Annotated in this window: 8 protein-coding genes; all 8 read left to right on the top strand. The window is 45.4% G+C overall.

Going from position 1 to position 15,485, the window contains the following annotated elements:
* Positions 1 to 166: 166 nt before the first annotated feature.
* Positions 167 to 3,076, top strand: a complete 2,910-nt coding sequence (locus ACETMN_RS28820; protein ID WP_091019247.1) for a glycoside hydrolase family 2 protein — start codon at positions 167 to 169, stop codon at positions 3,074 to 3,076.
* A 278-nt stretch (positions 3,077 to 3,354) separates the two neighbouring features.
* Complete coding sequence (locus tag ACETMN_RS28815; RefSeq protein WP_036606891.1) at positions 3,355 to 4,338, top strand: ABC transporter permease; 984 nt, start codon at positions 3,355 to 3,357, stop codon at positions 4,336 to 4,338.
* Positions 4,339 to 4,353: 15 nt separating this feature from the next.
* Positions 4,354 to 5,256: a carbohydrate ABC transporter permease gene (locus ACETMN_RS28810; RefSeq protein ID WP_036606894.1), complete on the top strand. Its 903-nt coding sequence runs from the start codon at positions 4,354 to 4,356 to the stop codon at positions 5,254 to 5,256.
* A gap of 186 nt (positions 5,257 to 5,442) precedes the next feature.
* Positions 5,443 to 7,131 (top strand): ABC transporter substrate-binding protein, encoded by a 1,689-nt coding sequence (locus tag ACETMN_RS28805; RefSeq protein ID WP_074096481.1) that lies wholly within the window; start codon positions 5,443 to 5,445, stop codon positions 7,129 to 7,131.
* A gap of 374 nt (positions 7,132 to 7,505) precedes the next feature.
* Entirely contained in the window at positions 7,506 to 9,209 is a 1,704-nt protein-coding gene (locus ACETMN_RS28800; RefSeq protein ID WP_091019249.1) for an ABC transporter substrate-binding protein, read from the top strand.
* A gap of 322 nt (positions 9,210 to 9,531) precedes the next feature.
* The gene (locus ACETMN_RS28795) at positions 9,532 to 11,229 is read left to right on the top strand and encodes an ABC transporter substrate-binding protein (protein ID WP_373419888.1); all 1,698 of its coding nucleotides are present in this window, start codon (positions 9,532 to 9,534) and stop codon (positions 11,227 to 11,229) included.
* A gap of 189 nt (positions 11,230 to 11,418) precedes the next feature.
* On the top strand, positions 11,419 to 13,800 hold the full coding sequence (locus ACETMN_RS28790) for a glycosyl hydrolase family 95 catalytic domain-containing protein (RefSeq protein WP_091019250.1): 2,382 nt from the start codon (positions 11,419 to 11,421) through the stop codon (positions 13,798 to 13,800).
* Positions 13,801 to 13,816: 16 nt separating this feature from the next.
* Positions 13,817 to 15,178, top strand: a complete 1,362-nt coding sequence (locus ACETMN_RS28785) for a GH1 family beta-glucosidase (RefSeq protein WP_091019252.1) — start codon at positions 13,817 to 13,819, stop codon at positions 15,176 to 15,178.
* Positions 15,179 to 15,485 lie beyond the last annotated feature (307 nt).

Genomic DNA, 15,485 nt, shown 5'->3' with positions numbered 1-15,485 from the left:
GCTGGGCTTTGCCCCTGTCTATTGTGTAAAACGTTTTCGGTATTGCTGAGAAATTTCCGGATTCATCATATTGTCCATGCACTTCCCATGATAAGCAATGGTCACGGAGTGTACCACATCATAGACTGGGTTTACAAGAACTCAGGTGAAGGGATGGTTATACGATATGAATTTGTCTGATATAGGTACGGCACGTCATACATTGAACTTAAATGGAACATGGCAGTTTTGTTTGGATCTGGAGTCCGATAAACTCGTTGAGCAAGAGATATTACCGCCTTCACAGTGTGAAAATACATCATGGGAGACCATTCAGATTCCCGGTTCATGGGAAGAGCAAGGATACGGAGATGAGCCTGAATACGAAAGGCTTGATACCTGGACCAAGGTACGCGAGTATGAAGGCTCAGCCTGGTATGCTCAGGATGTTCATGTTCCATCAGACGATCCCGGATGCCACTATGTATTCAGATTGGAAGGTGTCCGATGGACAACGAATCTCTGGATCAATGGACAGTATGCCGGGCAGCAGGATAGTCTGGTGAATCAACAGAAGTGGGATGTTACCTCTCTGGTGAAGCAGGGAGAAGTGAATCGGGTGGAGATCCGCGTGGATAATACGATGAAACTTCCGCTGGCGGGTAGCCATATTCATTCATTGCATACGGCCACAGCCTGGGGTGGAATCACAGGTGGTGTTTATTTGGACATTCTTCCCCCATGCCGATTACAGACGTTACGTATTCAACCAGATGCTGAGAACGGAACTCTTCGGATTGATTGTATTGTAAGCGCTCCCGCAAATGAATCGACTAGATCGATGCAATTACATGTGGATATCCAGCATCCGGATGGCATATGGCTTGATCGATATAGTTGTAATGTGAATCTGAGTGATCCATCACATGTGGATATAAGCTCAGCAGGTTTAACTGAAATCAACGCTGTAATAGATCAGTGGCGATTGGAACTTGGTACAGGGAAATCTATTGCAAGATGGTCGGATGAATCCCCCGAATTATACAAGGCAGTGATCCGTCTGCATGACGGTGAGCAGGAACTGGATCGGCTGGAGCAATCATTTGGTGTTCGCTCCTTTGCAACAAACGGGAAGCAGCTTGAATTGAATGGGACACCGGTGTATCTGCGCGGGTACGTCGATTGCTGTATCTTTCCACTGACAGGTTATCCTGTGTGGGATAAGGAACATTATCTTCAGCAGTTTCGAATCGCCAGAACATACGGCTTCAACCACGTCCGTCTGCATGGGTGGAGCGCGCCTGAGCCTTTCTGGGACGCGGCTGATGAAGCTGGCATGCTGGTGCAGGCAGAACTTCCACATTGGTCTCGTTTCTTTGAGCAATCGAATCAGTCTGCGCCAGCTGAAGTATTGTCCTATCTGACACAAGAACTGGACGGGTTGCTTCAGTCGCTGCATAGACATCCTTCATTTGTCATGTTCTCCATGGGGAATGAACTCATTGGTGCGAATGGCCACCCTGAACTCAATGCATGGGTATCTAGAGCAAGGGATATGGACCCGACCCGCTTATATACGGACAATACAGGTTTTGGACAGCTTCCGGCGCAAGGGAGGGAAGGTGATTATTATATTCAATCGTTGAACTGGCATCCCCCGTTGGAATCCGCATATTCTGCTGTACCGGATACCACACTGGATTATCATGCAGTCACCCGCCTTGCGGAGCATCCCGTCATTGGACACGAACATGCACAGTACACCATGTATGTGCGGCCCCAAGAGCGAGCCAAGTATACTGGCGTATTGCGTCCTAGCTGGTTACGACCGATCGAAGAATCGTTAACAAACAAAGGCATGATGGAGGACCTGGAGCATTTTCAACAGGTCAGTGGTACCCATCTGGTACGTTCCTTAAAAGAAGCCATGGAGCGAATTCGGCGAACACCGGACGCTGCGGGCGTACAGCTTCTGGACATTCGTGATTTTCCAGGGCAGGGACATGCTACGACGGGCATTCTGGATGTATTTTGGGATGACAAAGGCGTTACAACTCCAGAAGAATTCATGCGTTTCAACGCAGATGTGGTGCTGTTGTTAAGCTGCAAGGAGCGTACATTTTACGCCGGAGAACCCATTCATGTCGATGTACGCATCTCTCACTACGGTAAGGAGCCGCTTGAGGACGCGGTCATTCAGTGGAGGTTAATAAGCGATGATGTGATACTTACTGAAAGGGCATGGAAGACCGGAGATATCCAATGTGGGTCTGTCATGTCACTGGGAAGCATCGTCGCTACCGCTCCTCATGAAGGGGCAGCAGCTTTTCGGATCGAAGCGGAGTTGATATCAGGCGATTTGGACAGAACTGTAGTGAATGTATGGCATGGCTGGTCGTTTCCTTTTTATCAGTCTCATCCGGGTTCGAATCGGTTCTGGAATACCTTGGCAGAGTTGAAGCCATTCCTGGGTGAAGCGCATGATGATTGCGTAGATCGAATCGATGGATTTCAGTTGTTGAAAAATCGGGAGATTGACTTGGTTATCGTTCAGTCGTTAACACCCAATGTCGTTGATTATGTGGTCAACGGGGGAAGTGTTTGGCTACAGCCAACCGCAGAAGGGTTATATGATTCAGTGGAGACCAAGTATCTGCCTGTATTCTGGAATTACCTGATGTTTGCTACACAGCCTGGTGCAACGATGGGCATGTATTTGAGAAAACAGCTAGCACTACTAGGCTCCTTCCCGCATGATGGAGCTTCGGACTGGCATTGGTATCACTTGGTGAACGGGACACCAGCGATATGTTTGGATACGTTGCCCGGGGTGGAACCGCTGGTCGAAGTGGTGGACCATTTCCATCGGGCCAAACGACTCGCTTATGCCTTTGAGGCAAAAGTAGGAAAGGGCAAGATTTTGATATCCTCACTTCCGTTTGCTGACCTGGCTTTAATGAAGCGTCCGGAAGCCGCCTACTTATTTCAGGAGATACTTGCGTATTTGAATGGAGATCAATTCCGTCCAGCAACCTCCATATCCGTAGCGCAATTACTCGGCATCGTTAAACTGCAAACCATTCAGTTTACATTGTAATCAGAGGGACCCGAAAGGGTCCTTTTTGTATGCCATGTGGTCAAAGTAAACGATTACTATAAAACGTTTTCGAAATTTACCATTTTAGATAGTTTTTAACCTTAATATTACTTTAATATCATTTAAAAGTAGAATTTATCACTGATTTTAACGAATTAATGTCTGATTATATATGTCTATATCTAATTTTTATATGATTTTCTCTAAAATCCAGATGGTATTTTGAAAACGCTCTATCGAGTATGATTATTTTATAAAACAGAGGAGGGGGAACGGAGATGGAAACGCTAACAAAAAAATCCGCTTCCGCGAACAGAAGCAGTGACCCCAAACCGCCTTTAAAGAATCGGCGGAACGGAATTTGGGACAGAATGAAACAGCAGAAATATCTCTATCTCATGTCATTGCCATTCGTAGCTTGGGTTTTCGTATTTAACTATCTGCCACTATGGGGATGGACGATGGCTTTCCAAAATTATAAACCTGCCAGATCGTTTGGTGATCAAGAGTGGGTTGGTTTTAAACACTTTGTAGAGCTGTTCAGTGATGATCGTTTCTATCTGGTACTTCGTAATACGCTTGCAATGAGCTTGATGGGACTGGTTGTCGGTTTTATCGTACCGATATTCTTCGCTATTCTCCTGAATGAAATGAGAGGCATGTTCTTCAAACGTGCCGTGCAAACGGTATCATATCTGCCTCACTTTGTATCCTGGGTTGTTGTAGCCGGGATCATTACGAAGATGCTCTCCACCGATGGAGGGATTATCAATGATCTATTGGTAGGACTGAACATTATCGATCAGCCGATCCAATTCATGGCCAAGGGGAACTTGTTCTGGTACATTGTAACCGCTTCAGATATGTGGAAGGAAACCGGTTGGAATGCCATCATCTATCTGGCGGCGATTACAGGTATCGACAATGAGCTGTATGAAGCTTCCCGTGTGGATGGAGCCAACCGCTGGAGACAGATGTGGCATATTACGCTGCCTGGCATACGGACCACGATTTCCGTACTTTTCATCATGTCAATTGGACATCTTATCAGTATCGGTTTCGAGAAGCAGTTCTTGCTTGGCAACAGTCTGGTCACAGACTACTCGGAAGTACTTGATCTATACGCGCTCAATTATGGTTTGAATATGGGACGATTCTCGTATGGTACAGCCATAGGTATATTCAACTCCGTTGTCAGTATCATCCTTCTGTTTACTGCGAACGGCTTGTTCAAAAAATTCACAAAAGAAAGCATCATGTAGGGAGGGGACGACATTATGGCGAACAAAGCATTCAATGCTACTCGGGGCGATAAACTGTTCGATATATTCAACATCCTCGCGATGACCATGGTGCTGGTTGTAACACTTTATCCATTCCTTAACGTACTAGCCATCTCACTCAATAACTCGACAGATACAGTACGTGGCGGAATTTACTTGTGGCCTCGCGAATTCACATTACAGAACTACAAAACGATTTTCCAATATGATGGATTGTTACAAGGTTTGCAGATCTCCATTCTGCGTACACTTGTAGGTACCGTGCTCGGATTGATCAGTTCATCCATGATCGCTTTTACACTGAGCAGACCTGATTTTGGACTTAGAAAATTTGTTTCCACAACGCTCGCGCTCACGATGTATTTCTCCGGTGGTCTGATTCCGGTGTACATTCTGATGCGTGACTTGAACCTGATCGGTACATTCTGGGTATATGTACTACCTGGCATGATCAGTGCATTTAACGTGTTCATCATCCGTTCATTCATTGATGGCCTGCCATACTCATTGCAGGAATCCGCGAAGCTGGACGGAGCGAATGACTTTACAATCTATTACAGAATTATCTTGCCACTGTGTAAACCAGTGCTTGCTACCATCGCATTGTTCCTGGCTGTAGGTCAATGGAACGCGTGGTTCGATACGTACCTGTATAATGGTTCAAAGGCACATTTGACCACGCTCCAATATGAGCTGATGAAAGTATTGCAAAGTACACAGCAGGGCTCAGGTGCTGGACGAAATGCCAATGATATGGCGCAGCAAATGACACAGATTTCACCGGAATCGATCAAAATGGCGATTACGATCGTTGTAACGGTTCCAATCCTCATTGTATATCCATTCCTTCAGAAGTACTTTGTTGGCGGTATGACACTGGGCGCAGTAAAAGGTTAAACAATTGGGTACAGGCTGCCACATAGAGCGGCCGTACATCTACAAATGAAGCATCAGGATACCCGAAGCGCAGCCATTTGGTCTGCGCTTCACCGTATAGGGCTGCGGTGTGGTATTCATGAAGCTATAGACAGGGACAAAAAAGTCCCGGACAAACAGACATATGAAACAGGGAGGATTACCATTATGGCAAGTTCCAAAATGAAGATTGCACTGGCACCAGTGCTTGCAATGTCTTTACTCGCAGGTTGCGGTGGAGGAAGCGGCAGTGATACGTCGTTCAAGGATACAAGCGCAGAGACAACTCCACTTACTTTTGATTTCTTCAGCGTTGACCCCAGTCCGAACTGGAATGGCATGAAGGATGAAGTAGGTAAGGTCCTTACGGAAAAAACAGGGATAACCCTTAACGGTGAATTTGCCGTTAGTGGTGGTCAAGATAAAATATCCTTAATGGCGGCGAGCGGAGACTATCCGGATATTGTCTCCCCCAAAGGAGAACTCAGCAAACTGGTGGATGCCGGAGCAATGCTCGATCTGACAGATCTGATCGACCAATATGCTCCCAATCTGAAGAAGCTGTATGGTAATTACATGGACCGGTTGAAATACAGTAATGAAGATCAGGCTATTTATGTGCTGCCAACGTATTATGCGGTAGACCAGAAGTACTTTGATGCAGGTGGTGGATTTGGCATTCAGCACCGTGTACTAAAAGAACTCGGATACCCGGAAGTGCGTACACTTGAGGATTACGAGAATGTATTGAAGGCGTACAAAGAGAAACACCCAACAATTGATGGTCAGCCAACGATCCCGTTAACACTGGACGCGGATGATTGGAGAATCATGATTACCGTAACGAACCCGGCCTTTCAGGCAACAGGAGCTCCGGATGACGGTGAATACTACATCGATCCAGAGACGTATGAAGCAAGTCTCCATTACAAACGCCCAGAGGAAAAAGAGTACTTCCGCTGGTTGAACCATATGTACAACACTGGATTGCTGGATCAGGACAGCTTTATCCAGAAAACAGACCAATACAAATCCAAAATTGCAAGTGGACGTGTTCTGGGTGTCATTGACCAGGATTGGGGTTACTCCGATGCAGAAAATGCATTGAAATCCGCTGGTAAGACTGAAGCAACGTATTCACACTTTCCAGTAACCCTGTCCGAGGATATCAAGGATCATGCCTACCAAGACCCTGGTTTTGTATCGGGCTGGGGTGTAGGGATTACAACATCAAATCCTGACCCGGTTCGTACGATCAAATTCTTCGATTACCTGGCTTCTGAAGAAGGGCAAGTGCTGATGAATTGGGGAATTGAGGGCAAACAGTATGAAGTGAAGGACGGCAAACGTGTCATTCCTGCCGACATTCTGGATCAGAAAACCAATAATGCAGCCGTATTCCAGAAAGAAACGGGTATTGGATTGTACACCAATATGTCCGGTCACTATGGAGACGGTGTGAAGGATTCAACGGATAACTACTACACTACGAATTTCCCTGAACAGATCGTGGCAGCATATTCCGATGCAGAGAAAGAAACACTCAAAGCTTACGGTGCTACGACGTGGAAAGATCTGTTCCCGAGTGAAGATGAGTTCCCAATCAAACCATGGGGAGCAGCATACAATCTGCCAACACCAGGTGACTCCAACTACAACGTCATCTTCAAGAAAACACAGGATATCATTCGGAAACGTATCCCGGAAGCCATTCTGAGTACTCCTGAACAGTTCGATGCGATCTATGACGGCATGATTGCAGAAGTGAACCAAGCAGGAGCAGAGGATATGGAGAAACAGTATACAGAACTCGTTCAAAACCGTGTTCAATTGTGGAGCGGTGAAGAGGCTAAATAAACGTTTAGCAATTCAGATCTAAAACAAAAAGGACCCAGAATATCTGGGTTCTTTTACTACCTAAAACGTTTTCTAAAAAACGTTTTCAATTTTATAAATTCACTATTGACAAGGGATATAGGAGAGATTATTATTCAATTATGAAAGCACTTACATTTACTTGTACAACACGTGGCATACACCTGAATCTCAAAGTAAACATTTGCAGAATGAAGAGGAAGTAAGGCAAGAAGAACATTTTTTTCTTTTTAGGAAAACGCTTCTAATGTTATAAAAACAAGAAAATTACATTTGTTTCATCTGGTCACGGTATGTGCAGGTCAGCCTGTTATACAAATATACAGCTTCATTAATATCCATAAGGGGGATTACACATGAAGGGCAAAACACCAAAAACATTCGCAATGCTTCTGTTAGCCAGTGCACTTGCAATTACAGCAGGATGCAGCGGCAGTGGAGGAGGAACTAACGCTTCAGAGAAACCGGTTGATTCCGGAGATACAACCAGTCCAGTGACCTTTACATTCTTCGGTGCAGACGCGAGTCCGAACTGGAATAACATGAAGGATGCTGTCGGTCAAGAGATTACTAAGGCAACGGGAGTTACAATTGAAGCTGAGTATGATGTGAATAATGGTGGTGACCAAAAGATTCCTTTGATGGCTGCCAGTGGTGATTACCCTGATATTATCTATCCTAAAGGCAACTTGTCTAAGCTTGTGGATGCAGGCGCGATGCTGGACCTGACCGATCTAATTGAGGAGCATGCTCCCAATTTGAAAAAAATCTATGGTGATCAGATGAACCGTCTGAAATACAGTTTGGAAGATCAAGCCATTTACACGATCCCGACTAATATGGGTGTAGATAACGTTGAGTTTGACGCTAGGGGCGGATTCGAAATTCAACAAAGAGTATTGAAAGAGCTTGGCTACCCTGAAGTAAAAACGCTTGAGGACTACGAGAACGTACTGAGAACGTATTATGAAAAACATCCAACGATTGATGGTCAACCTACTATTCCGTTAACATTGAATGCAGATGACTGGAAAATTATGATTACGGTAACGAACCCTGCATTCCAAGCTACGGGTGGACCGGATGATGGTGAGTATTATATTAATCCTGAGACCTATGAAGCTGTTCTACACTACAAACGCCCTGAAGAAAAGGAATATTTCCGTTGGTTGAACAAAATGTACAACGAGGGTCTGCTTGACAAAGATACATTTGTTCAAAAGGATGACCAATACAAATCTAAAATTGCCAGTGGCCGTGTACTCGGTCTAATCGACCAGGAGTGGAACTATGGTGAGGCGGAGAATGCTTTGAAATCGTCTAACGGTGGCGATAAAACATATGCCCACTTCTCCGTGTCCTTGAACAAGGATATTGTGGATCATACGTTCCAACCGACGGGATTTGACGGTTATGGTATCGGAATCACAACTTCGGCCAAAGATCCGGTACGTATTATCAAATTCATGGATTGGCTTGCTTCCGATGAAGGTCAGGTCCTGAGAAACTGGGGTGTTGAAGGCCAACATTACCAAGTCGAGAATGGGAAACGCATCATTCCGGCTGACGTACAAGATCGCAAAACCAATGATAACTCTGCTTTTACCAAAGAATCAGGCGTAGGCATGTATAACATATTTAGCGCCAGATACGGTGATGGTGTGAAAGATTCCACGGATAACTACTATACAACGAACTTCCCTGAACAGATTCAAGCTGGTTACACTGCCGCTGAGAAGGAAACGTTGAAAGCCTATGGTATAACAACATGGAAAGATTTCTATCCTTCCGACGATGATCTGAAGCTGAAAGATTGGGGTGCAGCATACAACATGCCTGTACCATCTGACACGGATTACAACGTAACGTTCCAGAAAACACAGGATATCGTACGTAAACGTATTCCAGAGGCGATCCTTGCCAAACCTGAGAACTTCGACAGCGTATATGATAGTCTTCTGGCTGAACTCGACAAAGCGGGTGCAGTGGAGATGGAGAAACAATACACGGTTTGGATCAAAGAACGTGTAGCTCTCTGGACTGGAAAAGATGTGAAATAAGCTTGAAAACCAAGCATTAAAGTTAAGGATTTTCATAGCAAAAAGAGCCCTTGAGAAAGGGCTTTTTTTATTGTTGACGTGAGGTGATGGATAGCCTATAATCTATCGTGTAAGCACTTTCAGTAAGCGGTTTATTCCATTTACGAAAACGTTTTACGTTTGTTAGAAGAAGAATCTTTCTTTTTGCAGAATCTAAACGTCGGCTTCAGTAAATATGTCGGAATAAACGATACCGAAAGCGCATTCAAAAAAAAGTGGTATCCTCAGGCATAAAGCCTGTTATACAGATAAAACCTTCATAAATAATAGGGGGAACTAGACAATGAGAGGCAAAATGAAAGGCAATACACCCAAGACGTTTGCAATGCTGATGCTCGCAAGTGCAATGTTGGTTACAGCTGGTTGCGGGAATTCGGGAACCAAAGAGACTTCAGAGTCCAGCGGAACCGAACCGATCACAGTTACATTCTTCGGGGCGGATGCTAGTCCAACCTGGAACAAGATGCAAGATGCTGTTGGTAAAAAGATTACGGAGCAAACAGGCGTTACCATTGAAGCAGAGTATGATGTAAACGATGGTGGTAACCAGAAGATTGCACTGATGGCTGCCAGTGGTGACTTTCCTGATATGATATACCCTAAAGGTAACTTATCCAAACTTGTGGATGCAGGCGCGATGCTGGATCTCACGGATCTGATTGAAGAGCATGCTCCCAATCTGAAAAAAATCTATGGGGAACAGATGAACCGTTTGAAATACAGTTTGGAAGATCAAGCGATCTATACCATTCCAACCAATATGGGCGTTGATAATGTTACGTTTGACGCTACAGGTGGATTTGAAATTCAGCAAAGAGTATTGAAAGAGCTTGGATACCCTGAAGTGAAGACACTTGAGGATTACGAGAATGTACTCAGAGCCTATTATGAAAAACATCCAACCATTGATGGTCAACCAACCATTCCATTAACATTGAATGCAGATGACTGGAAGATCATGATCACGGTAACAAACCCGGCTTTCCAGGCAACAGGTGCACCGGATGATGGTGAATATTACATTGACCCTGAAACGTATGAAGCAAAATTGCACTACAAACGTCCAGAGGAAAGAGAATATTTCCGCTGGTTGAACAAAATGTACAATGAAGGCCTACTGGACAAAGATGCATTTGTTCAAAAGGATGACCAATACAAGTCCAAAATTGCCAGTGGCCGTGTCCTCGGTCTGATTGACCAAGAGTGGAACTACCAAGAAGCGGAGAACGCGCTCAAATCATCGGGCAAGGATGATGCCACATATGCTCACTTCTCTGTATCACTTAACGATGAAATTGTGGATCACACGTTCCAACCAGCAGGATTTGACGGTTATGGTATCGGAATTACAACTTCGGCCAAAGATCCAGTGCGTATCATCAAATTCATGGATTGGCTTGCTTCCGATGAAGGACAAGTTCTGAGAAACTGGGGTATCGAAGGCGAACATTACAACGTAGAAGATGGTAAACGAGTGATTCCAGATGACGTTCAGGATCGCAAAACGAATGACAACTCCAATTTCAGTAAGGAAACAGGAATTGGGATGTATAACATATTTAGCGCAAGATACGGTGATGGTGTAAAAGATTCTACCGATAACTACTACACAACGAACTTCCCTGAGCAAATTGTAGCTGGTTACACGGCTGCAGAGAAAGAAACGCTGAAAGCTTACGGTATCACGACTTGGAAAGAGTTCTATCCGGCTGAAGAAGATCTGCCAGTTAAGGATTGGGGCGCAGCGTATAACATGTCCGTACCTTCCGGTACAGACTATGAGGTAACGTTCCAGAAAACGCAGGATATCATCCGTAAACGGATTCCGGAAGCTGTTCTGACTACACCAGCAAACTTTGATGCAACCTATGATGCTTTACTGGCTGATTTGGACAAAGCGGGTGCAGTTGAAATGGAGAAACAATTTACGGTTTGGGTTAAGGAACGTGTCTCTCTGTGGACAGGAAAAGACGTAAAATAATATGGATTGTCTGTGATCCATGGTTACACAAGGAAAGGGCCCTATATGGGGCCTTTTTTTGTGTAATGATGTGATGATTTGCATTGACGCAAATTTTGAAATCACATATAATTTTATTATTGTAAGCACTTACCGAAAACGTTTTATGACATAAGAAATATAAAGCTGATTTAGGAACAGGAGCTATTCATGTCCCAACACAATAACCAAACTAAAATCAATCGTCTATGGTATCGACAACCGGCAAAACGCTGGGAAGAAGCATTGCCCATCGGAAACGGCCGTCTTGGAGGCATGGTGTACGGTGGCGCAGCAGATGAACGAATTCAGCTCAATGAAGATACATTATGGTCAGGGTTTCCACGGGATACGATTCAATACAGCAGTCAACGGTATCTGAAGCAGACGCGAGAGCTGATCATGTCTGGGCAGTATGGTGAAGCTGAGGATTTGTTGAACCGTGAAATGCTGGGTCGTGATGTAGAGGCCTACCAGCCGATGGGTCATTTTCTATTGCACCATGAGGGTCTGGATGATCTTTCATATAATGTATTTGAACGGGAGCTTGATCTGGAATCGGGTATTGCAACCACAACCTACTCATTGGAAGGAACTCAATACGTACGTGAAGTGTATTCCAGCGCTTTGGATGATCTAATGGTCTGCACATTAACTGCTGATCAGAAGGGCGCTGTGAGTGTAAGTGTTACGCTAGACAGTCCCCATCCTTATCGCGTTGAGACTTCGGGAGAGGCTCTAACCATGTTCAGTCGGTGCCCGAGTCATGTGGAGTCCAATTACTTCAGGGATCACCCGGAATCCGTCCTCTATGAAGAGGATCGGGGAACGGCTTATGCTGTCCGTGTAGCGTTTACGGCATCTGGCGATCAGGTGAAGGTCTCCAATCTGGAAGGCAAGTTACATATTCAGGGTGCTGATCAGGTTGTGTTTTATCTGGCAGCAGCTACGTCCTTTGAAAGTTATGATGTTTTGCCTGTGAAGGATCATCTTGTATTGGAAGAGGAATGCAAGGAAATGATCTCCAAAGCGACCACACATGGCGCAGAAGCGCTTCGTAAACGACATATTCAGGATCATAGCGCGTTGTTTAACAGAGTCTCTATTGATCTAGGGGTATCGGCTAACGCCGAATTACCTACAGATGAGCGGTTGCAGGCTTATCAGGCAGGGCAACAAGACCCTGGACTGGAGGCACTGTATTTTCAATATGGAAGATATCTGTTAATGGCTAGTTCACGTCCGGGCAGCCAGCCTGCCAATCTGCAGGGAATCTGGAACCATCAGGTAGAGCCGCCATGGCATAGTGATTACACAATCAATATCAACACGGAAATGAATTACTGGCCAGCAGAAGTCTGCAATCTCAGTGAATGTCATGAGCCGCTGTTTGATATGCTGACCGATCTCAGTGATACAGGACGAAGAACGGCGCGGATTCTGTATGGAGCCCGTGGATGGACTGCCCATCATAACGTGGATATCTGGAGAACCTCTACACCGACAGGTGGAGATGCAAGCTGGGCTTTCTGGCCGATGGGCGGCGTCTGGTTGACCTCGCATCTATGGGAGCATTACCAATTTACCGGGGATCAGCGTTTTCTTGAGGAACGTGCGTATCCCATCATGAAAGAGGCCGCCTTGTTCTGTCTCGATTGGCTGGTGGAAGGGCCCGATGGTTATCTGGTTACGATTCCATCCACTTCACCAGAGAACAAGTTTCTCACAGATGCTGGGGAGGCACGCAGTATATCCATGGCTTCAACGATGGATATGACGTTAATTCGTGAACTGTTCAGCCACTGTATTGAGGCCGCGAAGCAATTGAATCTAGATGATTCATTGGCGAGCGAGTGGGTTGAGGCTCTTGAGAAACTCTATCCATTCCGAATTGGAAGCGAAGGACAATTGCTGGAGTGGTTTAAAGATTTTGCTGAATCTGAACCAGGGCATCGTCACGTCTCCCATCTGTATGGACTGTATCCGGGAGAGCAGATCAATCGAGTGCACACACCAGAACTTGTGGAAGCTGCAAGGGTATCGCTTGAACGTCGTATTTCACAAGGGGGCGGGCATACAGGATGGAGCTGTGCGTGGTTGATCAACCTGTATGCACGACTGCTGGATAGCAGCCAGGCACATCAGTTTGTCCGCACGTTGCTGGCGCGGTCCACACATCCAAATCTGTTTGATGACCATCCACCATTCCAGATCGATGGTAATTTTGGAGGCACGGCTGGAATAGCAGAGATGTTATTGCAGAGCCACTTGAACGAGTTACATTTACTGCCTGCACTTCCTGAACTCTGGACTCAAGGTCGTGTTGAAGGGCTTCGTGCAAGAGGTGGTTACACGGTAGCAATAACGTGGACGGACAACAAGCTTGTGTCAGCGGTTATTAAGGCAGATCGAAGTGACTCGCTGACCATTCGCAGTGCTTATCCGCTGCGTGTAGAAGGAAATGAACAAGCCAAGGCAGAGCTTACGCCTCAGGGCGATTATGTAATTATTTTAACCATGACCGCAGGACAGACGATCCGCGTGTCATCATGAGACGGAGGAGCCAACCATGACCATTTTTAAATTTCCACAAGATTTTCGCTGGGGTACAGCAACAGCTTCCTATCAAATAGAAGGAGCGGCACAGGAAGGTGGACGCGGGGTATCCATCTGGGATACGTTCGCGCGCACCCCTGGCAAAGTATATAACGGAGATAATGGAGATGTAGCGTGTGATAGTTACCATCGGTATGAGGAAGACATCGAACTGATGAAGAAACTCGGGATTAATACATACAGGTTCTCCATTGCCTGGCCGCGTATTATTCCTGACGGAGATGGGGAGATCAATCGGGAAGGACTGGACTTTTACCACCGCTTCGTGGATGCATTGATCGAGGCTGGAATTGAACCGTTCCTCACACTGTATCACTGGGATCTTCCGCAAACGCTGGAGGATGACGGGGGCTGGGGCAACCGCAGAACTGTGGATGCTTTTGTGAAATATGCCGAAGTGATCTTCAAAGAATTCTCTGGCAAAATCAACTTCTGGCTGACATTCAACGAACCATGGTGCATCGCGTTTCTGTCAAACCTTCTCGGGATTCATGCGCCAGGAAACAAAGACCTGCAGACGTCAATCAATGTTGCTCATGGATTGCTAGTCGCTCACGGTAAAGCCGTTCAATCCTTCCGTCGCTTGGGAACAACCGGTCAGATTGGTATTGCTCCGAACGTATGCTGGGCTGAGCCGTACAGCAAATCTCCTGAGGACCAAGCTGCGTGTGACCGATCCATTGCGCTTAATACCGATTGGTTCCTTGATCCAATCTACAAAGGTTCATATCCGCAGTTTATGGTGGATTGGTTTGCAGAAGCAGGGGCTACCGTGCCCATTCAGGAAGGCGATATGGAGATTATCTCGCAACCGATCGATCTGCTCGGCATTAACTATTACACGATGGGGATTAATCGCTTCAATCCGGAGGCAGGTGCTCTGCAATCGGAAGAAGTTGATATGGGCCTCACCAAAACCGATATTGGCTGGCCAGTGGAATCACGTGGTTTGTATGAATTTATGCATTACTTGCAAAAATACGGCAATGTGGATGTATATATCACAGAGAATGGTGCCTGCATCAACGATGACCTGGAGAACGGAAAAATTAACGATGATCGCCGGATTTCATATTATGAGCAGCATTTGGCTCAAATTCACCGCATCATTAATGACGGCATTAACCTGAAAGGGTACATGGCATGGTCACTGATGGATAATTTCGAGTGGGCAGAAGGCTACCGCATGCGTTTTGGTCTTGTACATGTGGACTATCGTTCACTCGTGAGAACACCAAAGGAGAGTTATTACTGGTATCAGAACGTCATCAAGAATAATTGGTTGGAGACACGGAACGAACATAATCCCCAATAGTTTGGGTGGCAGGTTTTAAGGGAAAAGCAGGTCCTCATTATATATGGTTCCCTTATTGAAGATGAAAAAGACGGTAACATTGGAGTATTTCAATGCGCCGTCTTTTTTTGTATTTTACCGTTGGGAATGAGTAGTTCATAAAGGTTTCATAAGGTCAAGTGCAGTTCCTGTTATGAAGAGTCTATTTTTGGGTTATAAGAAGTAAGGAAGAAACGAATAATGCTTTGTCAACGGATAAATTTAAAATAAAGTGTCCAAATTGCGAATAAAATTTGAACATTTGTTGACTAAAAATCATACTGATGTG

Origin of the sequence: Paenibacillus sp. M2 (assembly GCF_046713495.1) — a bacterium.
GTDB classification, from domain to species: domain Bacteria; phylum Bacillota; class Bacilli; order Paenibacillales; family Paenibacillaceae; genus Paenibacillus; species Paenibacillus amylolyticus_B.
This window is presented reverse-complemented; position numbering and strand designations above follow the sequence as displayed.